The 21905-nt window shown below is 67.0% G+C and carries 19 protein-coding genes; 15 read left to right on the top strand and 4 right to left on the bottom strand.

From position 1 onward, the window contains the following. Window positions 1-133: 133 nt before the first annotated feature. The 14 genes from BTH42_RS20845 to pyrF all read left to right on the top strand — a co-directional run bounded on the left by BTH42_RS20845 (window position 134) and on the right by pyrF (window position 15997). A complete protein-coding gene (locus tag BTH42_RS20845) occupies window positions 134-2260 on the top strand; it encodes a ribonuclease catalytic domain-containing protein (protein WP_075302876.1) in 2127 nt (708 codons plus the stop codon). Further along, the gene (gene aroE / locus BTH42_RS20840; RefSeq protein ID WP_075302874.1) at window positions 2257-3120 is read left to right on the top strand and encodes a shikimate dehydrogenase; all 864 of its coding nucleotides are present in this window, start codon (window positions 2257-2259) and stop codon (window positions 3118-3120) included. Before BTH42_RS20845 ends, aroE begins: the two co-directional genes overlap by 4 nt. Before the next feature lie 7 nt (window positions 3121-3127). Further along, window positions 3128-3889 carry a monofunctional biosynthetic peptidoglycan transglycosylase gene (mtgA, locus tag BTH42_RS20835; protein ID WP_075302872.1) on the top strand — a complete coding sequence of 254 codons (762 nt, stop codon included), beginning with the start codon at window positions 3128-3130 and terminating at the stop codon, window positions 3887-3889. Between the two features lie 459 nt (window positions 3890-4348). Further along, entirely contained in the window at window positions 4349-5362 is a 1014-nt protein-coding gene (locus BTH42_RS20830) for an IclR family transcriptional regulator (protein ID WP_075302870.1), read from the top strand. Then, window positions 5359-6447, top strand: a complete 1089-nt coding sequence (locus BTH42_RS20825; protein ID WP_075303028.1) for a 2-dehydro-3-deoxygalactonokinase — start codon at window positions 5359-5361, stop codon at window positions 6445-6447. Before BTH42_RS20830 ends, BTH42_RS20825 begins: the two co-directional genes overlap by 4 nt. 36 nt (window positions 6448-6483) lie before the next feature. Then, window positions 6484-7164: a 2-dehydro-3-deoxy-6-phosphogalactonate aldolase gene (locus BTH42_RS20820; RefSeq protein ID WP_075302868.1), complete on the top strand. Its 681-nt coding sequence runs from the start codon at window positions 6484-6486 to the stop codon at window positions 7162-7164. Then, entirely contained in the window at window positions 7161-7949 is a 789-nt protein-coding gene (locus BTH42_RS20815) for an SDR family oxidoreductase (RefSeq protein WP_075302866.1), read from the top strand. Before BTH42_RS20820 ends, BTH42_RS20815 begins: the two co-directional genes overlap by 4 nt. Window positions 7950-8102: 153 nt before the next feature. Further along, a complete protein-coding gene (locus BTH42_RS20810) occupies window positions 8103-9101 on the top strand; it encodes an arabinose ABC transporter substrate-binding protein (RefSeq protein WP_075302864.1) in 999 nt (332 codons plus the stop codon). Between the two features lie 205 nt (window positions 9102-9306). Next, complete coding sequence (gene araG, locus BTH42_RS20805) at window positions 9307-10881, top strand: L-arabinose ABC transporter ATP-binding protein AraG (RefSeq protein ID WP_075302862.1); 1575 nt, start codon at window positions 9307-9309, stop codon at window positions 10879-10881. A 54-nt stretch (window positions 10882-10935) separates the two neighbouring features. Then, complete coding sequence (gene araH / locus BTH42_RS20800) at window positions 10936-11952, top strand: L-arabinose ABC transporter permease AraH (RefSeq protein ID WP_075302860.1); 1017 nt, start codon at window positions 10936-10938, stop codon at window positions 11950-11952. A 61-nt stretch (window positions 11953-12013) separates the two neighbouring features. Then, complete coding sequence (locus tag BTH42_RS20795; protein ID WP_075302858.1) at window positions 12014-12814, top strand: SDR family NAD(P)-dependent oxidoreductase; 801 nt, start codon at window positions 12014-12016, stop codon at window positions 12812-12814. Next, the gene (locus BTH42_RS20790) at window positions 12811-13740 is read left to right on the top strand and encodes an SMP-30/gluconolactonase/LRE family protein (RefSeq protein ID WP_075302856.1); all 930 of its coding nucleotides are present in this window, start codon (window positions 12811-12813) and stop codon (window positions 13738-13740) included. Before BTH42_RS20795 ends, BTH42_RS20790 begins: the two co-directional genes overlap by 4 nt. 280 nt (window positions 13741-14020) lie before the next feature. Further along, window positions 14021-15082, top strand: a complete 1062-nt coding sequence (locus tag BTH42_RS20785; protein ID WP_075302854.1) for an aldose 1-epimerase — start codon at window positions 14021-14023, stop codon at window positions 15080-15082. 99 nt (window positions 15083-15181) lie between these two features. Next, the gene (pyrF, locus tag BTH42_RS20780) at window positions 15182-15997 is read left to right on the top strand and encodes an orotidine-5'-phosphate decarboxylase (protein ID WP_075302852.1); all 816 of its coding nucleotides are present in this window, start codon (window positions 15182-15184) and stop codon (window positions 15995-15997) included. A 217-nt stretch (window positions 15998-16214) separates the two neighbouring features. On the opposite strand, the gene BTH42_RS20775 is transcribed toward pyrF, so the two are convergent. From BTH42_RS20775 to thiL, 4 genes are all read right to left on the bottom strand, one after another. Beyond that, window positions 16215-16730, bottom strand: coding sequence for a cupin domain-containing protein (locus BTH42_RS20775; protein WP_075303026.1), 516 nt, complete (start codon window positions 16728-16730; stop codon window positions 16215-16217). A gap of 94 nt (window positions 16731-16824) precedes the next feature. Then, window positions 16825-17325, bottom strand: coding sequence for a CinA family protein (locus BTH42_RS20770; RefSeq protein WP_075302850.1), 501 nt, complete (start codon window positions 17323-17325; stop codon window positions 16825-16827). Between the two features lie 98 nt (window positions 17326-17423). Beyond that, entirely contained in the window at window positions 17424-17990 is a 567-nt protein-coding gene (locus BTH42_RS20765; RefSeq protein WP_075302848.1) for a phosphatidylglycerophosphatase A, read from the bottom strand. Next, complete coding sequence (thiL, locus tag BTH42_RS20760) at window positions 17980-18981, bottom strand: thiamine-phosphate kinase (RefSeq protein WP_075302846.1); 1002 nt, start codon at window positions 18979-18981, stop codon at window positions 17980-17982. Before thiL ends, BTH42_RS20765 begins: the two co-directional genes overlap by 11 nt. Window positions 18982-19182: 201 nt before the next feature. On the opposite strand from thiL, the gene BTH42_RS20755 reads away from it, so the two are divergent. Next, entirely contained in the window at window positions 19183-21477 is a 2295-nt protein-coding gene (locus tag BTH42_RS20755; protein ID WP_075302844.1) for an NADP-dependent malic enzyme, read from the top strand. The last annotated feature ends 428 nt before the right edge of the window (window positions 21478-21905 follow it).

Genomic DNA, 21905 nt, shown 5'->3' with positions numbered 1-21905 from the left:
CAACCCGCTGGCGTGCGTGCTGCGCGCGGCGGCTTCTTCATCACGAACAGGTTGCCGTGCCGCGCACGCAGTGATCGATCGCTAAACTGGATCGGGCGCGCCGGCAGATGCAAGTCAGAACGAGAGTTATTGAGTGAACGTTTTCTTCGAGGAATCGGGCAGTTTCAAGGCCGGCAGCGTGCTGTCGCGCCAGGGTGACGCGTTTCAGGTCGAGTTGCCGGGCGGCCGGCGCGCGAAGGTGCGTGCGAAAGATGTGCTGATCGAATTCGAGAAGCCCACCGCCGCGGAATTGATGCAGCAGGCCGACGCGCTCGCGCAGGAGATCGATCTGGACTTCCTGTGGGAATGCGCGCCTGACGACGAATTCCCGTTCGCGACGCTCGGCGCCGAGTATTTCGGCGCGAGCTTCGGCGCGACCGAGCGTGCGGCGCTGGTGCTGCGCATGCATGGCGCGCCGGTCTACTTCCGCCGCAAGGGCCGCGGCATGTACCAGCGCGCGCCGCAGGAGCAGCTGAAGATGGCGCTTGCGGGGCTCGAGCGCAAACGTCAGCAGGCGCTGGTGCAGGCGCAGTACGAGGAAGAGCTGAAGGAAGGCCGTCTGCCGGAAGCGTTCGTCGGCGCGAAGGCGCTTGGGCTGCTGACGAAGCCGGACAAGAACACGATCGAATACAAGGCGCTCGAAGGCGCCGCCGCCGCGCGCGGGATTTCGCAGGCGCGGTTGATGCTCGAAAACGGCGCGATCGCGTCGCCGCGCGCGCTGCACGAGGCGAAGTTCCTGTCGGAATTCTTCCCGCACGGCACCGGTTTTCCGCCGGTCGCTCCCGCACTCGTGCCGGATGATCTGCCGCAAGCGAACGTAGAGGCGTTCTCGATCGACGACGTCACCACCACCGAAATCGACGACGCGTTCTCGGTCGAGCATCTGGCCGACGGTCGCGTGCGCATCGGCGTGCACATCGCCGCGCCGGCGCTCGGCATCCAGCGCGGCGACGAGGTCGACGCGATCGCGCGCGCGCGCCTGTCCACTGTTTACATGCCCGGCGACAAGATCACGATGCTGCCGGACAGCGTCGTCGAAACCTTCACGCTCGGCGAGGGCGACTATCGCCCGGCGCTGTCGCTGTATGTGATCGTCAATCGCGAGACGCAGGAGATCGTCGCGAGCGAGACGCGCGCCGAGCGCGTGTTCGTGAAGAGCAATCTGCGTCACAACACGCTCGACGAGATCGTCACCGAAGAGGCGCTCGCCGCCGGCACCGGCGAATACGCGCACAAGGACGACATCGCGGTGCTGTGGCCGTTCGCGCAGGCGCTGTTCGAAAAGCGCCAGGCCGCGCGCGCCGGCTACGGTCTGCGCCGCGAAGTGCAGCGCAACAGCGACTTCAACTTCTATGTGGAAGGCGAGCACATCACGATCACTCCGCGCCGGCGCGGTTCGCCGCTCGACACGATCGTCGCCGAACTGGCGATTCTCGCGAACTCGTCGTGGGGCGCGTTCCTGCACGATCACGGCGTGCCGGGCATCTATCGCACGCAGCGCGCGTTCGGCGCGCCGAGCGGCCCGAAGCGCACCCGCATGCAGACCAACGCGGCGCCGCACGAAGGCCTCGGCGTCACCCAGTACGCGTGGAGCACCTCGCCGCTGCGCCGCTACGTCGACCTCGTGAACCAGTGGCAGCTGATCGCGTGCGTGCAGCACGGCGTGACCGCCAAGCTCGCCGCGCCGTTCAAGCCGAAGGACGCCGACCTGTTCGCGGTCGTGCAGGGCTTCGACGACACCTACACCGCGTACGCCGACTATCAGCGCCGGATGGAGTACTTCTGGTGTCTGCGCTGGCTCAAGCAGGAAGAGCGCAAGCAGGTGGTGGCGTCGGTCGTGAAGGGCGATCTGGTTCGCCTCGAAGAGATTCCGCTGCTGCTGCACGTGCCGGGTCTCGGCGTGCATGCGCGCGGCACGCGTCTGCTGATGGAAGTGATGTCGCTCGACGAGCTGACGATCGAAGCATCGGTGCGTCTGCTGCACGTGCTCGACGCGCCGGCCGTCACGAGCGGCGCTGAAGCCGGGGAAGCGGAAGACGGCGACGAAGAAGAACTGCTCGACAGCGCCGACGAGAGCGCCGAGAGTGAGGCAGAGGCCGAAGCGGAAGCGGACGGCGGCGCGGAGAACGCGGCAGACGACGCGGCCGACGGCAAACCTGATGGTGACACCAACGGCGACACCAACGACACCGACCAGCACATCACGGAGCCGGGACGATGAGCAGCAACGCAGCACGCGACCGTTACGCGGTCATCGGCAACCCGGTCGGCCATAGCAAGTCGCCGTTCATCCACGGCCGCTTCGCCGCGCAGACCGGTGAGCCGATCGACTACGGTCATCTGCTGGCGCCGGTCGATGCATTCGTGCCGCACGTGCGCGCGTTCATCGACGCGGGCGGGCGCGGTCTGAACGTGACCGTGCCGTTCAAGCTCGACGCGCACGCGTTCGCGACCACGCTGTCGCCGCGCGCGGCGGCGGCCGGCGCGGTCAATACGCTGCGGATCGACGCGGACGGCATCTATGGCGACAACACCGACGGCTTCGGCCTCGTGCGCGACATCGAAGTGAATCTGGGCGTGCCGCTGAAAGGCGCGCGCATCCTGCTGCTCGGCGCGGGCGGCGCCGCCCGCGGCGTGGTGCTGCCGATGCTGGACCGCGCGCCGCACACGCTGACCATCGTCAACCGCACCGCTGAAAAAGCCGAAGCGCTGGTCGCGCAATTCGCACAGGCCGCAAGCGACGCGCACTGCCGGCTCACCGGCGGCAGCGCGCAGGCAATCGAAGCGGGCCAGTACGACGTGATCGTCAACGCGACCGCCGGCAGCCTCGACGCGTCGTTGCCCGAGTGCGACGACCGCGCGTTCGGCAACGGCACGCTCGCGTACGACATGATGTACGGCGCGCAGCCGACGGTGTTCATGGCGCATGCGGCCAAGCTCGGCGCGCGTGGGGCCGACGGTCTCGGCATGCTGGTCGAACAGGCCGCCGAATCGTTTTACGTGTGGCGCGGCGTGCGCCCGGACGGCGCGCCGGTGCTCGCCGAATTGCGCGCGCTGCTGAGCGCGCCGTCGCCCGCCTGAGCGCGCGATGACAGCCATGCGGCGCGCCGAAGGCGCACGCGCTCAGGTCAGCCACGGCGGCCACGGCAGGCGGCCCGGTCCGCTGCGCTGGCTCGCTTATCTGATCGCGGTGCTGGCGTTCGCATGGCTCGCCACCCAGGCGTACTACTTCGCGCAGATCGCGCTGTGGAACGTCGTCGATCCACGCTCGACCGCGTTCATGCGCTCGGACGCGTGGCGTCTGTCGCAGGACCGGCCGGACCTCGCGGTGCAGCGCACCTGGGTGCCGTATGAGCAGATCTCGCGCAACCTGAAGCGCGCGATCATCGCGTCCGAAGACGCGAACTTCGTCAACAACAACGGCTACGAAACCGATGCGATCCTGCAGGCGTGGGAGCGCAACAAGGCGAAAGGCCGGATCGTGCGCGGCGGCTCGACGATCTCGCAGCAGCTCGCGCGCAATCTGTTTCTGTCGCGCGAGAAGAGCTATATCCGCAAAGGGCAGGAGCTGATCATCACGTGGATGCTCGAAACGCTGATGGACAAGCAGCGCATCTTCGAGATCTATCTGAATTCGGTCGAGTGGGGCAACGGCGTGTACGGCGCCGAGGCGGCCGCGCAGTACTACTACAAGACTTCGGCGAGCAAGCTCTCGGCCGCTCAGGCCGCGCGCCTCGCGGTGATGCTGCCGCGCCCGAAATACTTCGATGAACACAGGAATTCGGCGTATCTCGCGCAACGCTCGCGGGTGATCGCGCGGCGCATGGGCGCGGCCGAATTGCCGGAGTGAAACCGCTGCATCACGGCTCACGCAATGAGCCGCGCCGCTGGCGCAACTAGTGAGTGCAACTAGCCATCGCGCGACTCGCGCCCGGCCGCCGAAAGCCTCGCCATCTCCACCGTTCTCCTCAGCATGAAGCCCGCCGCGCGCGGGCTTTTTTGCGTCCGCGCAGCGCCGCTAAGCCCCTGATCGACAACTAAAATCTCACTATATGGACTCAACATTCACATATTGGTGATTCGCAAAACTCGCCCTACAATCCAGCCAACACGCACCGCGAGTCACGCGCTTTCAGCCCGCCGACCACGCGACTAGCGACACAAAAAACCGGAGACGAGGCCCACCATGACTGGCAGCCATAGCCAGCCGCGCGAGCGCGGCATCTCGAGCATTCCCGCCGCCCGCCGCTTCGAGCAGTTCTCCGGCCCCGCGCGCTGAGCGCAAAAAACCATCCACCAGCGAATCGCCATGAACAAAGCGATGTCGAATCACGCGGTCAGCGCGGCCGAATCCGCCGACCTGCCGCAGGCAGTGACCCCCGCAACCAGCGCCGCGCCGCGCCAGACCGGCGCCGCCACCACCAGTGCCGCGGCCACCGCCACCGCGACCGCGCGGGCCTCGCGCCCGGTCGCGCGCGCCGCGAACGGCGATGCGCTCGGACTGCCGGTCACGTTGCGCGACATCACTCCGCAACAGGCCGGCACGCAGACGCTGCTGCGCGGCCTCGCGATTCTCGAAGCGGCGGCAGCCGGCGTGCGCGATCTGCGCAGCTTCGGCGCCGCGCTCGGCACGACCCGCAGCACCACGCATCGGCTGGTCAGCAGCCTCGTGCAGGCGCGCTATCTGCGCCAGGTGCAGGGCGGCTATCTGCTCGGACCGAAGCTGATCGAACTCGGCACGATCGCGCTCGAACAGATGCCGCTGACCGCGGTCGCGCGTCCGCATCTGGAGTCGCTCGCCGAGCAGACGCTCGACACGATCCACCTCGGCGTGCGCGACGGCGACGATGTGCTGTACATCGACAAGATCCCCGGCACACGCGGCCTCGAAATGCGCTCGCGGGTCGGTCACCGGATGCCGTTGGCGTCGACCGGGATCGGCAAGGCGATGATGCTCGACCTGAGCCCGGACGCATGGCAGTCGATGTTCGACGCGTCGCGCCGCGCGCTCGCCGGCGTCAGCTTCACGCCCGACAACCGTCCCGATGCGCCGACCTTCATGCAGCGCATGGCGAACTACGCGGCCGGCGGCTACACGTTCGATCTGGAGGAGAACGAAGCAGCGATCCGCTGCGTCGCGGCGCCGGTGCGCGACGCGTCGGGTGCGATCGTCGCGGCGCTGTCGGTGGCGAGCACGATTCCGTACATGCCGCTCGAACGGATGGACGAACTGATTGCGGTCGTGCAGCGCGAGGCGCGCGCGATCTCGGAGGAACTCGGTTGGCGCGCGCCGCAACCGGCTACCCGCAGGATCAAACGATGACGGCCGTTACCGCCACGCTGGCGAATCATCAGGCGGCCGTCGCGACCGAAGCGGGGCGCCAGGCTGACGCGAACGCGCCGGTCGAAGTCGCTAGCATCGACTTTTCTCGCGCCGCGCTGATCGCGCTCGACTGGGGCACCTCGTCGCTGCGCGCGTATCTGTTCGACGCGCACGGCCAGGTGCTGGCGCTGCGCGCGTCGCCGGCCGGCATCATGAATCTGCCGAAGCGCGCGGCCGAAGGCGGCTTCGATGCCGCGTTCGACGACGTCTGCGGCGCATGGCTCGAGCAGGCGCGCGGCGTGCCGGTGATCGCGGCCGGCATGGTCGGCAGCGCGCAGGGCTGGCGCGAAGCGCCGTACGTCGACACGCCCGCGAATGCCGATGCGCTGGTGGCGGGTCTCGTGCGGGTGCAGACCGCGTGCGGCGCGACGCTGCATATCGTGCCGGGTGTGCTGCAACGCGGCGAGCTGCCGAACGTGATGCGCGGCGAGGAGACACAGATTTTCGGCGCGCTGAGCGCGGACGGCTCCGCCGACACTTCCCGCTCGCTGATCGGCCTGCCCGGCACCCACGCGAAATGGGCCGTCGTCCAGGGCGGGCGCATCGAACGCTTTCACACCTTCATGACCGGCGAAGTATTCGCCGCGCTGCGCGAACACACGATCCTCGGCCGCACGATGGTCACCCCCGATCGTCCGGATACCGAAGCATTCCTGCGCGGCGTGAACATCGCGCGCGAGAAGGGCCAGGCGGGCGTGCTCGCGACCATGTTCAGCACCCGCACGCTCGGCCTGACCGGCCAGCTGGCGGCCGAAGCGCAGCCCGACTATCTGTCGGGACTCTTGATCGGCCACGAACTGGCCGGCCTCGAAGCGGTACTGACGCAGCAGCACAGCTCGCTCGCGCAGCAGAGTCTGCGGCTGATCGGCAACGACGCGCTGTGCGAGCGCTACCGTCTCGCGCTCGCGCAATTCGGCTGTCTGCGCGCGGAGCCGGTGCGTCAAGCGACTGAGCGCGGCCTGTGGCGCGTCGCCGTCGAGGCGGGGCTGGTCACGCCGGCCGCCGGCGCGGCGCACGCGGGCTAATCAGCGGCACGGCCGCACACGAAACAAGGAACCGACATGCAACCTCACATCAATCTGCCCGGAGCGTACATGCCGCACGCGGGGCTGATCGCCGCGTTCGAAGCGTGTCCGCTGATCGCGATCATGCGCGGCGTGACGCCCGCCGACGCCGCCGATCACGGCCAGGCGCTCTATGAAGCGGGCTTTCGCATCGTCGAGGTGCCGCTCAATTCGCCGCAGCCGTTCGACAGCATCGCCGCGATCCGCAAGGTGCTGCCGGCCGACGCGATCGTCGGCGCGGGCACGGTGCTGCATCCGAGCTTCGTCGCCGATGTGAAGTCGGCCGGCGGCGAGCTGGTGGTGATGCCGCATAGCGATCCGGACGTGGTGCTCGCGGCGAAGCAGCAGGGTCTCGCGTGCGCGCCCGGCGTCGCGACGCCGACCGAGGCATTCATCGCGCTGAAGAACGGCGCGGACGTGCTGAAGATGTTCCCCGCCGAGCAGCTCGGCTGCCAGGTCGTCAAGGCATGGCGCGCGGTGATCGCCGCGCAGGTGCCGCTGGTGCCGGTCGGCGGGATCAACCCGGACAACATGGGGCCGTTCCTCAGTGCCGGCGCGAACGGCTTCGGGCTCGGCTCGGCGCTGTACAAGCCGGGCCAGAGCGCGGCGGTGACCGCGTCGCACGCGAAGGCGTTTATCAACGGGCTGCGGATCGCCCGCGCGGGCGTGAAGAAATGAGCCGGCTCGCCGGCAAGGCCGCGCTCGTCACCGGCGCCGGCCGCGGCATCGGCGCGGCGATCGCGCTCGCGTTCGCGCGCGAGGGCGCGGCGGTGGTGCTGGCGGAACTGGATATCGACGCGGCCCGTCGCACGGCCGCGCTGATCGAAGAGCAACTCGCGGCGCAAGGCGGCGCGCGCGTGCTCGCGGTAGAGACCGACGTCACGCAGTCCGCGTCGGTGCAGCATGCAGTGAGCGAAGGCGAACGCGCATTCGGCGCGCTCGACGTGCTGGTCAACAACGCCGGCATCAACGTGTTCTGCGATCCGCTGACGATGACCGACGCCGACTGGCGGCGCTGCTTCGCGGTCGATCTCGACGGCGTGTGGAACGGCTGCCGCGCGGTGCTGCCGGGGATGGTCGAACGCGGCGCGGGCAGCATCGTGAACATCGCGTCGACGCACGCGTTCAAGATCATCCCGGGCTGCTTTCCGTACCCGGTCGCGAAGCACGGTGTGATTGGCCTCACGCGCGCGCTCGGCATCGAATACGCGCCGCGCAACGTGCGGGTGAACGCGATCGCGCCCGGCTACATCGAGACGCAACTGACGCACGACTGGTGGAACGAACAGGCCGACCCGGCCGCCGCGCAACAGGCGACGCTCGACCTGCAACCGATGGGCCGCATCGGCCGCCCGGAGGAAGTCGCGATGACCGCGGTGTTCCTCGCATCGGACGAGGCGCCGTTCATCAACGCGAGCTGCATCACCGTCGATGGCGGGCGCTCGGCGCTGTACCACGACTGAAAGAACTGAAAAGAAATACAGAACAGACACGCGCGCGCCCACGCCGGCGGCGCGCACAGAAAACCGGACGACGCGCTGGCCGCGTGTGTCAGACCGGTATAAGAAGACGCGGCCGATACCTTCTCGTTATCAATTAGTCAGGAGACTTGCATCATGAAACGCAGAATTTTCCTCACGCTGGCAGCCGCGGCGACGGGCGTGCTGTTCAACGCGCCGGTTGTGCAGGCAGCCGATTCGGTCAAGATCGGCTTCCTCGTCAAGCAGCCGGAAGAACCGTGGTTCCAGGATGAATGGAAGTTCGCCGAAATGGCCGCCAAGGAGAAGGGCTTCACGCTCGTGAAGATCGGCGCGCCGTCGGGTGAGAAGGTGATGAGCGCGATCGACAACCTCGCTGCGCAGAAGGCCCAGGGCTTCGTGATCTGCACGCCGGACGTCAAGCTCGGACCGGGCATCGTCGCGAAGGCGAAGGCCGACAACCTGAAGATGATGACGGTCGACGACCGCCTCGTCGACGGCGCCGGCAAGCCGATCGAATCGGTCCCGCATATGGGCATCTCGGCGTACAACATCGGCAAGCAGGTCGGCGACGGCATCGCGGCCGAAATCAAGAAGCGCGGCTGGGACATGAAGGACGTCGGCGCGATCGACGTGACCTACGAACAGCTGCCGACCGCGCACGACCGCACCAGCGGCGCGACCGACGCGCTGGTCGCCGCGGGCTTCCCGAAGGCGAACATCATCGCCGCGCCGCAAGCGAAGACCGACACCGAAAACGCGTTCAACGCGGCCAACATCGCGCTGACGAAGAACCCGCAGTACAAGCACTGGGTCGCTTACGCGCTGAACGACGAAGGCGTGCTCGGCGCGGTGCGCGCAGCGGAAGGCCGCGGCTTCAAGGCCGACAACATGATCGGCATCGGCATCGGCGGTTCGGACTCCGCATTGAACGAGTTCAAGAAGCCGCAACCGACCGGTTTCTACGGCACCGTGATCATCAGCCCGAAGCGCCACGGCGAGGAAACCTCGGAACTGATGTACGCGTGGATCACGCAAGGCAAGGAACCGCCGAAGCTCACGCTGACGACCGGCATGCTGGCCACCCGCGACAACGTCGGCGAAGTGCGCGAGAAGATGGGCCTCGCGTCGAAGTAAGCGCGTGAGTTCGCTGTGAGCTGAAGTACGCCGCCGGCGCGTCGCGTTCGCCACGCGCCGGCGACGGCAAATAGAAGACCTGCAGAAGAACTGCGGTACAGACAGGGACCGCGCGCGATACGCGCGGCCCACACGAGGCAGCAAGAAATTGCATGAGACCGGGCAACGCGCTCAAGCGCCGACCCCGGTCGTGAGAGGAGGCGAAGTGTCAGCGACGCTACGTTTTGACAATATCGGCAAAGTCTTTCCAGGCGTGCGCGCGCTCGACGGTGTGTCCTTCGACGTCAACGCCGGCCAGGTTCACGGCCTGATGGGCGAGAACGGCGCGGGGAAATCGACGCTGCTGAAAATACTCGGCGGCGAGTATCAGCCGGATTCGGGCCGCATGATGATCGACGGCAACGAGGTGCGCTTTGCAAGCGCGGCCGCGTCGATCGGCGCCGGAATCGCGGTGATTCACCAGGAACTGCAATACGTGCCCGACCTCACGGTCGCGGAAAATCTGCTGCTCGGCCAGCTGCCGAACTCGCTCGGCTGGGTCAACAAACGCGAGGCCAAACGCTTCGTGCGCGAGCGGCTCGAAGCGATGGGCGTCGCGCTCGACCCGAACGCGAAGCTGCGCAAGCTGTCGATCGCGCAGCGTCAGATGGTCGAAATCTGCAAGGCGCTGCTGCGCAACGCGCGCGTGATCGCGCTCGACGAACCGACCAGCTCGCTGTCGCATCGCGAGACCGAGGTGCTGTTCAAGCTGGTGCGCGATCTGCGCGCCGACAACCGCGCGATGATCTACATCTCGCACCGGATGGACGAGATCTACGAGCTGTGCGACGCGTGCACGATCTTCCGCGACGGCCGCAAGGTCGCCTCGCATCCGACGCTCGCGGGAGTGTCGCGCGACACCATCGTCAGCGAGATGGTCGGGCGGGAAATTTCGGATATCTACAGTTATACGGCGCGCCCGCTGGGCGAAGTGCGCTTCGCGGCGAAGGCGATCGAAGGCCATCCGCTCGCGCAGCCGGCGAGCTTCGAAGTGCGCCGCGGCGAGATTGTCGGCTTCTTCGGGCTGGTCGGCGCGGGCCGCAGCGAGCTGATGCATCTGGTGTACGGCGCCGAGCACAAGAAGGGCGGCGAACTGCTGCTCGACGGCAAGCCGATCAAGGTGCGCAGCGCCGGCGAAGCGATTAAACACGGGATCGTGCTGTGCCCGGAAGACCGCAAGGAAGAGGGCATCGTCGCGATGGCGAGCGTCGCGGAGAACATCAACATCAGTTGCCGCCGTCACTATCTGCGCGCGGGGATGTTCCTCGATCGCAAGAAAGAGGCGCAGACCGCCGACCGTTTCATCAAGCTGCTGAAGATCAAGACGCCGCATCGCCGGCAGAAGATCCGCTTCCTGTCGGGCGGCAATCAGCAGAAGGCGATTCTGTCGCGCTGGCTCGCCGAGCCCGATCTGAAGGTCGTGATTCTCGACGAACCGACTCGCGGGATCGACGTCGGCGCGAAGCACGAGATCTACAACGTGATCTATCAGCTCGCCGAGCGCGGTTGCGCGATCGTGATGATCTCGTCGGAATTGCCGGAAGTGCTCGGTGTGTCCGACCGCATCGTCGTGATGCGCCAGGGCCGCATTTCCGGCGAGCTCGCGCGCAAGGACGCGAACGAGCAGGCGGTGCTGAGCCTCGCGCTGCCGCAAAGCTCGACCGCACTACCCGAGAACGCCGATGCGAACGCCAACGCAAGCACGAACGCCGCCAACCAGAGCGGTTCGCGCGCGGCCTGAACCTGATCCGGACGCGAGTCCGCAACCCGTGGGGAACGGGGAGGAGTATTGAACATGCAAGCCAGAGAAAACCTCGCGCAGCAGGCCGCCAAGAGCGCGGCCGACGCGCTGATTCCGCAGACCAGCGACAAGGCCAAATGGTGGCAGCAGATCACCGAGTACAGCCTGATCGTGATCTTCGTCGTGATGTTCGTGACGATGTCGCTGACCGTCGACCATTTCTTCTCGATCGAGAACATGCTCGGCCTCGCGCTGTCGATCTCGCAGATCGGCATGGTCGCGTGCACGATGATGTTCTGTCTCGCGTCGCGCGACTTCGACCTGTCGGTCGGCTCGACCGTCGCGTTCGCCGGCGTGTTGTGCGCGATGGTGCTCAACGCGACCAACAACACCTTCATCGCGATCATTGCGGCGGTCGCGGCCGGTGCGGTGATCGGTTTCGTCAACGGCGCGGTGATCGCGTATCTGCGCATCAACGCGCTGATCACCACGCTCGCGACGATGGAAATTGTCCGCGGCCTCGGCTTTATCGTGTCGCACGGGCAGGCGGTCGGGGTGTCGTCGGATACCTTCATCGCGCTCGGCGGCTTGACGATGTTCGGCGTATCGCTGCCGATCTGGGTCACGCTGCTGTGCTTCGTCGTGTTCGGCGTGATGCTGAACCAGACCGTGTACGGACGTAACACGCTCGCGATCGGCGGCAATCCGGAAGCGTCGCGGCTCGCCGGTATCAATGTGGAACGCACGCGAGTGTGGATCTTCCTGATCCAGGGCGCGGTCACCGCGCTGGCCGGCGTGATTCTCGCGTCGCGCATTACCTCGGGTCAGCCGAATGCCGCCGAAGGCTTCGAGCTGAACGTGATCTCGGCGTGCGTGCTCGGCGGCGTGTCGCTGCTCGGCGGTCGCGCGACGATCTCCGGCGTCGTGATCGGCGTGCTGATCATGGGCACCGTCGAAAACGTGATGAACCTGCTGAACATCGACGCGTTCTACCAGTACCTCGTGCGCGGCGCGATCCTGCTCGCGGCCGTGCTGCTCGACCAGTTGAAGAACCGCGGCTCGCGCGACTGAACCCGCGACGCGCACCTTATACCGCTTCTCCTTATCTCAAGCTCATTAAAGGAATCGCACGATGTCGTCTCCGGCCAATGCAAATGCCCGCCTCGCGGACAGCGCGTACGCGCGCTATCCGAGTCTCGTCGACCGTACGGTGTTGATCACGGGCGGCGCGACCGGGATCGGCGCATCGTTCGTCGAGCACTTCGCCGCGCAGGGTTCGCGCGTCGCGTTCTTCGATATCGACGCGAGCGCCGGTGAAGCGCTCGCCGATCAGCTCGGCGACTCGAAGCACAAGCCGCTGTTTCTGCGCGTCGATCTGACCGACGTCGACGCGCTGCAAAAAGCGATCGCCGACGTGAAGGCCGCGCTCGGCCCGATCCAGGTGCTGGTCAACAACGCCGCGAACGACAAGCGCCACCAGATCGGCGAAGTCACGCGCGAGTCGTTCGACGCCGGCATCGCGGTGAATATCCGCCACCAGTTCTTCGCGGCCCAGGCGGTGATGGAAGACATGAAGGCCGCGCGCAGCGGCTCGATCATCAACCTCGGCTCGATCAGCTGGATGCTGAAGAACGGCGGCTATCCGGTCTACGTGACTTCAAAAGCGGCGGTGCAGGGGCTCACGCGCGGTCTCGCGCGCGACCTCGGCCACTTCGATATCCGCGTCAATACGCTGGTGCCGGGCTGGGTGATGACGGAGAAGCAGTTGCGCCTGTGGCTCGACGACAACGGCCGCCGCCAGATCAAGGAAGGCCAGTGCATCGACGCGGAGCTGCTGCCGGCCGACCTCGCGCGGATGGCGCTGTTCCTCGCCGCCGACGACAGCCGCATGATCACCGCGCAGGACATCGTCGTCGACGGAGGCTGGGCGTGACTGCCGGCGCACGCGTGCAGGCGGCGACGCTGCTGCTCGACACCCAATGCGAGCTCGGCGAGGGCGCGACGTGGTGCGCGCGCAGCGGCCGCTTCTACTGGACCGATATCGAAGGCGCGCGGCTGTGGCGCTACGATCCGGCCGACGGCCGCAGCGATTCGTTCGCGATGCCCGAGCGGCTCGCGACCTTCGCGCTGTGCGCGAATCCGCGCTATCTGCTGGTCGGTCTCGCGTCGCATTTCGCGTTCTTCGATTTCGATACCGGCAAGACCCAGCGGATCGTCGATGTCGAGCCGGGGATGAACACGCGCGTGAACGACGGGCGCTGCGATCGCCAGGGCCGTTTCGTATTCGGCACCAAGGACGAAAGCGGCCAGCGGCAGCCGGTCGCCGGCTTTTACCGGCTTAATCACGATCTGTCGCTCGAACGGCTGCCGTTGCCGGCGCCGGCGATTTCGAACAGCATCGCGTTCAGCCCGGACGGCGCGACGATGTATTACTGCGATTCGCCGTCGCGTGAAATTCGCGCGTGCGACTATCGCGCGGACGGCGGCATCGCCAACGACCGCGTGTTCACCCGCCTGACCGACGCGACCGGCATCCCCGACGGCTCGACCGTCGACGCCGACGGCGGCTTGTGGAACGCGCAGTGGGGCGGCGCGCGGGTGGTGCGCTACGGCGCCGACGGCGTCGAAACCGAGCGGGTCGACGTGCCGACCTCGCAGCCGAGCTGCGTCGCGTTCGGCGGTCCGCCGAGCGGCCTCGCCGCGGGCAGCCCGCAGCTCGACACGCTGTACATCACGAGCGCGTACGCGGAACTCGATGCGGTCGACCGCGCGGCCGATACGCTCGCGGGCGGCGTGTTCGTCGCGACGCTCGCGCGGCGCGGCGTGCCCGAGCCGCTGTTTGAAGGCGCGCCTGTCTAGCGCAGAATGACGCGGTTCCGGCCCGCGCGCCGGAACCGCGCAATCGTGCAGGTGAAGCAGAAGTCGATGTGGCAGTTCCGGTACGCGGGCCGAAGCGCTCGCCAGTGCGTGTCACGGCGCGCCGGCAAGCGCGCCTCCAGGCAACTCGCGGCACGCGACCGGCCGGCAACGAATCGGCAGCATGCAGTTCGGACAGAGGCGATCCGTCAGAAAAATAATCGCCCACACCATCCGTCAGCCTCTGACGGCAACGTCCCAAGCCTCTCGATGGAGCCCCGCTATGACTGTGACGAATCTCGTTTCAGCCGCATCCCAGAACGCCCAGACCCGACGCTCGCGACTTGCCGCGGCGGCCAACCCGGTGCTGCCCGGTCCCAGTACCGCGGCGGTCGCGCGCGGCGAAGGCAGCGCCGCCGATGTCGCGTGCATCACGCTCGCCAACGCGCAGTTGCGCCTCGACGTCGCGCCGTCGCTCGGCGGCGGCGTGACCCGCTTCGACTGGCGCAACGACGGCGCGCTGACGCCGATCTTCCGGCGCTGCCGCCAGGTCGGCGCCGCCACGCAACCCAATGAGCTCGCCTGCTATCCGCTGCTGCCGTATTCGAACCGGATCGGCGGCGGGCGTTTCAGCGTTGCCGGACGCCGTGTCGAGGTGCCGCGCAACCGCGCGGACGAGCCGCTGCCGATCCACGGCGACGGCTGGCTCGCGCAGTGGCAGGTGCTCGAGGCCGGCCGCGAGCACGTGCGGCTGACGCTCGATCGCAGCGACGGCAAACCGTATGCGTTCCGCGCGACGCAAACTTATACGCTCGACGGCCCGACGCTCGTGATCGCGCTCGAAATCGAGAACACCGGGCGTGACACGCTGCCGTTCGGGCTCGGCGTGCATCCGTTCTTCGTGCGCGACGCGGATACCGAGCTGTCGGCGGCGGCCGGCGGGCTGTGGCTGTCGGGCGACGACTGGCTGCCGGTGCGGCACGTGCCGGCGCCGCCCGCGTGGCAGTTCGGCGTCGCGTATCCGTTGCCGGAGACGATCGTCAATCACGCGTTCACCGGCTGGAGCGGGCAGGCGGCGGTGGTGTGGCCGAAGCGGCGGCTGTCGCTGAACATCGCGGCGGATACCGACTACTACGTGCTGTACACGCCGCCCGGCGAGGACTTCTTCTGCTTCGAACCGGTCGATCATCCGATCAACGCGATGAACCTCGCCGGCGGCGCGAGCGAACACGGGATGACGCTGCTCAAGCGCGGCGAGCGGCTCACGCGCACGTTCCGGTTTACCGTCGAGCGCACCGGCTTGCGCTCGATGCCGGGCGCGCGCGGGTCGCGGCGCAGGCAGTAGCGGCGGCAGGCGCGGCAGGCGAGAGGGCGGCGAGCGCCGCGCCGGACGCAGGTAAAATACGCGCCTTCTTCCGATTACCGGCTCGCCGCGAGACCCACCATGTCCAATTTCATCCAGACACTCAACGACGCCTGGCAGCGCACCAACTCGCTGCTGTGCGTCGGCCTCGATCCCGAGCCCAGCAAATTCCCCGGCGCGCTCGCCGGCCGCGCCGATGCGATCTTCGAGTTCTGCCGCACGATCGTCGATGCGACCGCGCCGTACGCGTCGTCGTTCAAGCCGCAGATCGCGTACTTCGCCGCGCATCGCGCGGAAGACCAGCTCGAGCAGCTGATCGCCCACATTCACGCGAACCATCCGGGCCTGCCGGTGATCCTCGACGCGAAGCGCGGCGACATCGGCAGCACCGCCGAGCAGTACGCGCGCGAAGCGTTCGAGCGCTACCAGGCCGACGCGGTGACGGTCAATCCGTACATGGGTTTCGACTCGATCGAGCCGTATCTGGAGCATGCGGGCAAGGGCGTGATCGTGCTGTGCCGCACCTCGAACCCGGGCGGCTCCGATCTGCAGTTTCTGGAGACGGGCGGGCGGCCGCTGTACCAGGTCGTCGCGCAACTGGCGGCCGACAAATGGAACGCGAGCGGTCAGCTCAGCCTCGTGGTCGGCGCGACGTTCCCGAAGGAAATCGAAGTGGTGCGTGGGATCGTCGGCGACATGCCGCTGCTGATTCCGGGCATCGGCGCGCAAGGCGGCGACGTGCAGGCGACCGTGAACGCGGGCCGCACCGCGAACGGCAACGGGATGCTGATCAATTCGTCGCGCGCGATCATTTACGCGGGCAAGGGCGATGACTTCGCGCAGGCAGCCGCTCAAGCCGCGAAGGATACGCGCGACCGGATCAATGCGTTCCGGTAAGCGGTGAGGTAGGGCGGGGAGTGGAGGCGGCGCTGGTGTTGAACATTGGCGCGGCGCTGCGGCGAGCCGCCAATCAGCTTTAGCTTCAGCTTCAGGTACGGCGGATGCCGCGCGTTCCACGCGTTGACATTGTGGAGGGCTGCCTGGCGCTGGGCGCTAGCCTCCCGACCAACTCAACCTGTCGCGGATGCCGCGCGTCAGGGTCCGCGAGCGCTCGCTACTCGTTGGGCGCTAGCCGCCCAATCAATTCCGCATGGCGCGGATACCGCGCCTTCAGCGCGTCCACCTCAGCGAGTTCGAACTCGCTGAATTCAAACCCCGGTGCGACCGTGCAGCCGACCAGCGCGAACGTGGCGGGGTCCGCGCATTCCGCCGCGAACCACAAGCCCGCCGGCACTACCGCCTGATACACGGTGCCGGGATCGGTGAGCGGATTGCCGAGCCGGTGCGTGACCAGCGCGCCGTTTGTCTCGTCGAGCACATGCACCAGCAGCGGTGCGCCCGCATAGAAGTGCCAGACCTCGTCGGAGCGAATCCGATGCCACGCCGAATGCGCGCCGTCGCACAGCAGGTAGTAGATCGCGGTCGACGCTGAACGCGTGTCGGCCGCCTCGCCGTCGCGCCGCACACGGGCGCTCGATCGATAGGTTTCCGCGAAAAATCCGCCTTCCGGATGCGGCTTCAGGTCGAAGCGGCGGATCAGCTCGTCCGCGAGCGCACGCGAATCAGACATAGATAGGTCCACCTGTTCAAAGTTGCCGGCCGGCCGGGCGCCGCTGCCGCGCCGGTGCGCCGGTGCGACGTTGTTCCGCGCGGGGCGGCGCCGCTCAATGCTCACGCTCATCGAGCAGCGCGAGCACGCCGCGCAGCGCGTGCGCGGCGGCCTGCACGCGAATCTGCTCGCGGTCGCCCTTGAAAATCTTCGTTTCCACCGACGTATGCAGCCGGTTGCTCCAGCCGAACGACACCATCCCGACCGGCTTGGTCGCGGTGCCGCCGCCGGGGCCGGCGACGCCGGTAATCGACAGCGCGACCTGCGCGCGGCTGTTGCGCAGCGCGCCTTCGGCCATCGCGCGCGCGACCGGCTCGCTGACCGCGCCGTGTTTGTCGATCAGATCGGCCGGCACGCCGATCATTTCGCTTTTCGCCTGATTCGAATAGGTAACGAAGCCGCGCTCGAACCAGCCGCTGCTGCCGGAGATGTCGGTGATCGCGGTCGCGACCATGCCGCCGGTGCAGGATTCGGCGGTCGCGAGCATCAGGCGCTCGTCGCGCAGACGGTTGCTCACGCGGATCGCAAGCTGGTGAACGACGGAATCGGTAGGCATGGCGTCAATCCGGGAAACGAAGCCGGCGGCGAGGCACGGCGAATAGCGATGATCGGGGGCGGCGAAAGCGCCGGCGGCAACCGGCGCTCACCGCAAAATCAAACCGACATCCGCCACAACGCGATTACGAGCAGCGTGAAAAAGGCAGCGATCAGGTCGTCGAACATGATGCCGAAGCCGCCTTTCAGGCGCCGGTCAAAATAGCCGATCGGCGGCGGCTTCACCATATCGAAGAAGCGGAACACGACGAAAGCCCAGAACTGTCCGGTGAGCGTGGCGGGGGTCACCATCAGCAGCACCAGCCAGAACGCGACGATCTCATCCCACACGACCGCCGACGGATCGCCGACGCCGAGCCGCCGCGCGGTAAACCCACACAGCGCGATCCCGCCGATAAAGCCGACGATGATCAGCGCACCCCAGCCGAGCACGGTCAGATAGCGGTTCAGCACGATGAACGAGGCCCACGCGAACAGCGTGCCGACGGTGCCCGGCATGATCGGCGAGAGCCCGCTGCCGAAGCCGAGCGACAGGATGTGCATTGGATGCGACAGCATGAAACGCGCGCTCGCGCGGCGCGGCGGCTGCGGTTTCGGCGCGCTCGGGCCGGGCGTCGGGGCGCCGATCAGATCGTCGGCGGGGCCGAGCGAGGGGTCATTCTGCATGGAAGTGGTCGAAACCTTGCAACGTGAGAGAGAGCGGCGCGCCGGCCGCGTCGTGCCATGCGATGGCCGGCCGGTCGTGGGCCGCATCGAGAGCGCTTATTGTACCGATGCGGGTCACCGGGACCGAGGCCTTGTGGCCCGCCGCTTCGACCGCGGCGCGCGCGCCGGCGGGGGCGGTGAAGCACAGTTCGTAGTCGTCGCCGCCGGCCAGCGTGCAGCGCCGCTGGATCTCGGGCGCGAGACGGCGCAGCGCGGCCGAGCGGGGCACCGCGTCGATATCGACGCTCGCGCGCAGCGCCGAGCGTTCGAGGATATGCATCAGATCGCCGGCCAGCCCGTCCGACAGATCGAGCGCCGCATGGGCGACGCCGCGCAGCGCGAGACCGAGCGCGATGCGCGGCTCTGGGCGTTCGAGCGCGGTTCGGAACAGGGCGGCGTCGTCTGCTTCCGCGTGCCACTCGCCGCGCTGCACGCCGAGGCCGGCGCGCGCGTCGCCGAGTGTGCCGGAGATCCAGATGTCGTCGCCCGGGCGTGCCGCGTCGCGGCGTAGCGCGGTTTGCGGCGGCACGCTGCCGAACACGGTGATGCACAGATTGAGCGGACCGCCGGTCGTATCGCCGCCGATCAGCTCGCAGCCGTGGCGTTCAGCCAGCGCGAACAGCCCTTCGCTGAACGCGGCGAGCCATGCTTCTTCGGCTTTCGGCAGAGAAAACGCCAGCGTGAACGCCTGCGGCTCGGCGCCCATCGCCGCGAGGTCCGACAGATTGACCGCCAGCGCTTTATGACCGAGCGCCTCGGGATCGACGTCGGCGAAGAAATGGCGGCCTTCCACCAGCATGTCCGTCGAAATCGCCAGCATCTCGCCGCTACGTGGCGCGAGCAGCGCGCAATCGTCGCCGATGCCGAGGGTGCCCCCGTCAGCGGTGGACGGTCGTGCCGCGGCGGCGCGGCGGGCGAAAAAGCGGTCGATCAGCGAGAACTCGGAAAGCATGTTGGCGGAAAAAGAGCGGATTACGGTGGAGAAGCACAGAGAACCGACGAGAACCAAAGCGCGTGCCCGGCAGTCCATCCGGCATTGCCCGTTCACGCTGTTTCAGTCGCGGCAGTTGTACCCGTATTGAAGGAATTGAGCGGGCAATTGGGGCTACAATGCCGTCGAACATCTATTCTAATCTGCACCGAAGCCCGCCTTATGTCGAATCCCGTGAACACCAAACTCCGCGAAGCCGCCCTCGATTACCACGAGTTCCCCACTCCCGGCAAAATCGCGATCGCCCCGACCAAGCAGATGATCAACCAGCGCGATCTCGCGCTGGCGTATTCGCCGGGCGTCGCGTTCGCGTGCGAGGAAATCGTCGAAAACCCGCTGAATGCCGCGCGCTTCACCGCGCGCAGCAACCTCGTCGGCGTCGTCACGAACGGCACCGCGGTGCTGGGTCTGGGCAACATCGGCCCGCTCGCGTCGAAGCCGGTGATGGAAGGCAAGGCCGTGCTGTTCAAGAAGTTCGCCGGCATCGACGTGTTCGACATCGAGATCAACGAAACCGACCCGCACAAGCTGGTCGACGTGATCGCCGCGCTCGAACCGACCTTCGGCGGCATCAACCTCGAAGACATCAAGGCGCCGGACTGCTTCATCGTCGAGCGCGAATGCCGTAAGCGGATGAAGATTCCGGTCTTCCACGACGACCAGCACGGCACCGCGATCGTCGTCGCGGCGGCGGTCACCAACGGTCTGAAGGTGGTCGGCAAGGACATCAAGAAGGTCAAGCTGGTGTCGTCCGGCGCCGGCGCCGCGGCGCTCGCGTGTCTGGATCTGCTGGTGGACATCGGCCTGCCGCTGGAAAACATCACCGTGACCGACCTCGCGGGCGTGGTCTACAAGGGCCGCACCGAGCTGATGGATCCGGACAAGGAGCGTTTCGCGCGGGAAACCGATGCGCGCTCGCTCGCCGAAGTGATCGAAGGCGCGGACATCTTCCTCGGTCTGTCGGCCGGCGGCGTGCTGAAGCAGGACATGGTCAAGAAGATGGCCGACAAGCCGCTGATCCTCGCGCTCGCCAATCCGACCCCGGAAATCCTGCCGGAACTGGCGCTCGAAGTGCGTCCGGACGCGGTGCTGTGCACGGGCCGTACCGACTATCCGAACCAGGTCAACAACGTGCTGGTGTTCCCGTTCCTGTTCCGCGGCGCGCTCGACGCCGGCGCGACGACGGTCACCCGCGAAATGGAAATCGCCGCGGTCAATGCGATCGCCGAACTGGCGCGCCAGGAGCAGAGCGACATCGTCGCGACCGCGTACGGCATCCAGGATCTGTCGTTCGGTCCCGAGTACCTGATTCCGAAGCCGTTCGATCCGCGTCTGATCGTCAAGGTCGCGCCGGCGGTGGCGAAGGCCGCGATGGATTGCGGCGTCGCCGAGCGTCCGATCGAAGACATGGACGCGTACTGCCAGCATCTGCAGCAGTTCGTCTACCACAGCGGCACGACGATGAAGCCGATCTTCCAGCTGGCGCGCGGCGTCGAGCCGGAGAAGAAGCGCATCGTGTTCGCGGAAGGCGAAGAAGAGCGCGTTCTGCGTGCAATGCAGATCATCGTCGACGAAAAGCTCGCCAAGCCGATCCTGATCGGCCGTCCGGCGGTGATTGAGCAGCGTATCGCGAAGTACGGCCTGCGCCTCGTCAACGGCCAGGACTACACGGTCGTCAATACCGACCATGACCCGCGTTACCGCGAGTTCTGGCAGGACTACTCGAAGATGATGTCGCGCAAGGGCATCACCGAGCAGATGGCCAAGCTCGAAATGCGCCGCCGCACCACGCTGATCGGCTCGATGATGGTGAAGAAGGGCGAGGCGGACGGGATGATCTGCGGCACGGTCAGCACGACGCACCGCCATCTGCACTTCATCGACCAGGTGATCGGCAAGCGCGCGGGCTGCAACGTGTACGCGGCGATGAACGCGCTGGTGCTGCCGAACCGGCAGATTTTCCTCGTCGATACGCACGTGAACGTCGACCCGACGCCGGAGCAACTGGCCGAGATCACGATCATGGCGGCGGAAGAAGTGCGCCGCTTCGGTATCGAGCCGAAGGTCGCGCTGGTGTCGCATTCGAACTTCGGTTCGAGCAACGCGCCGACCGCGCAGAAGATGCGCGATACGCTCGCTATCTTGCGTGAACGCGCGCCGGAACTGGAGATCGACGGCGAAATGCATGGCGACGTCGCGCTCGACGCGAACCTGCGCCGTGAAGTGCTGCCGGATTCGACGCTGGAAGGCGACGCGAACCTGCTGGTGCTGCCGAACATCGACGCGGCCAACATCTCGTACAACCTGCTGAAGACCGCGGCCGGCAACAACATCGCGATCGGCCCGATGCTGCTCGGCGCGGCTCAGCCGGTGCACGTGCTGACGCCGTCGGCGACGGTGCGCCGGATCGTCAACATGACGGCGCTGCTGGTGGCGGACGTCACCGCGACCCGCTGATCGCACGAGTCGATTCGACTGAAGGATTGGCCTGCCGCAGGGGTCTGAAGTCGCTGATCTCTCGCAGGCCCACGAGCCGGTCACCCGACCGGCGCGTCCCTGAAAAAAAAGACGTGCCCGCAATGGGCACGCCTCAGGGCAAGCTGGGGAAATGCCACCCCGAAAAATGGCAACGACGCAGCCTTTCGGCTGAGCAGTTCCAGGCACTTTCAACCGCAACCGGACACCTTCCCGACAACCGCATGCGCTCCCGGCATCGATGTTCGTTCACGGTCGAGCTAAGTTTAGCCTGAATGAGCTAAGTGCTTTGTCAAACCTCGTCAAACCAGCGGCTATCGGCCTGGCCGGCCGGCGGTACGCGGCGTCTGGGCCGTCGAACGTTGATTCCAAAGGGGATTAGCGATACCCTTACGACTTTCATGGTCGTC

It is taken from the genome of Burkholderia sp. SRS-W-2-2016 (assembly GCF_001931485.1).
Lineage (GTDB): Bacteria > Pseudomonadota > Gammaproteobacteria > Burkholderiales > Burkholderiaceae > Paraburkholderia.
The sequence above is the reverse complement of the archived record's forward strand: the minus strand, read 5'-3'. Positions and strand labels throughout refer to the sequence as shown.

Coding starts and splice junctions, on each gene's coding strand:
- aroE (WP_075302874.1), top strand. CDS start 2,257: ATGAGCAGCAACGCAGCACGCGACCGTTACGCGGTCATCGGCAACCCG.
- mtgA (WP_075302872.1), top strand. CDS start 3,128: ATGACAGCCATGCGGCGCGCCGAAGGCGCACGCGCTCAGGTCAGCCAC.
- BTH42_RS20830 (WP_075302870.1), top strand. CDS start 4,349: ATGAACAAAGCGATGTCGAATCACGCGGTCAGCGCGGCCGAATCCGCC.
- BTH42_RS20825 (WP_075303028.1), top strand. CDS start 5,359: ATGACGGCCGTTACCGCCACGCTGGCGAATCATCAGGCGGCCGTCGCG.
- BTH42_RS20820 (WP_075302868.1), top strand. CDS start 6,484: ATGCAACCTCACATCAATCTGCCCGGAGCGTACATGCCGCACGCGGGG.
- BTH42_RS20815 (WP_075302866.1), top strand. CDS start 7,161: ATGAGCCGGCTCGCCGGCAAGGCCGCGCTCGTCACCGGCGCCGGCCGC.
- BTH42_RS20810 (WP_075302864.1), top strand. CDS start 8,103: ATGAAACGCAGAATTTTCCTCACGCTGGCAGCCGCGGCGACGGGCGTG.
- araH (WP_075302860.1), top strand. CDS start 10,936: ATGCAAGCCAGAGAAAACCTCGCGCAGCAGGCCGCCAAGAGCGCGGCC.
- BTH42_RS20795 (WP_075302858.1), top strand. CDS start 12,014: ATGTCGTCTCCGGCCAATGCAAATGCCCGCCTCGCGGACAGCGCGTAC.
- BTH42_RS20785 (WP_075302854.1), top strand. CDS start 14,021: ATGACTGTGACGAATCTCGTTTCAGCCGCATCCCAGAACGCCCAGACC.
- pyrF (WP_075302852.1), top strand. CDS start 15,182: ATGTCCAATTTCATCCAGACACTCAACGACGCCTGGCAGCGCACCAAC.
- BTH42_RS20775 (WP_075303026.1), bottom strand. CDS start 16,730: ATGTCTGATTCGCGTGCGCTCGCGGACGAGCTGATCCGCCGCTTCGAC.
- BTH42_RS20770 (WP_075302850.1), bottom strand. CDS start 17,325: ATGCCTACCGATTCCGTCGTTCACCAGCTTGCGATCCGCGTGAGCAAC.
- BTH42_RS20765 (WP_075302848.1), bottom strand. CDS start 17,990: ATGCAGAATGACCCCTCGCTCGGCCCCGCCGACGATCTGATCGGCGCC.
- thiL (WP_075302846.1), bottom strand. CDS start 18,981: ATGCTTTCCGAGTTCTCGCTGATCGACCGCTTTTTCGCCCGCCGCGCC.
- BTH42_RS20755 (WP_075302844.1), top strand. CDS start 19,183: ATGTCGAATCCCGTGAACACCAAACTCCGCGAAGCCGCCCTCGATTAC.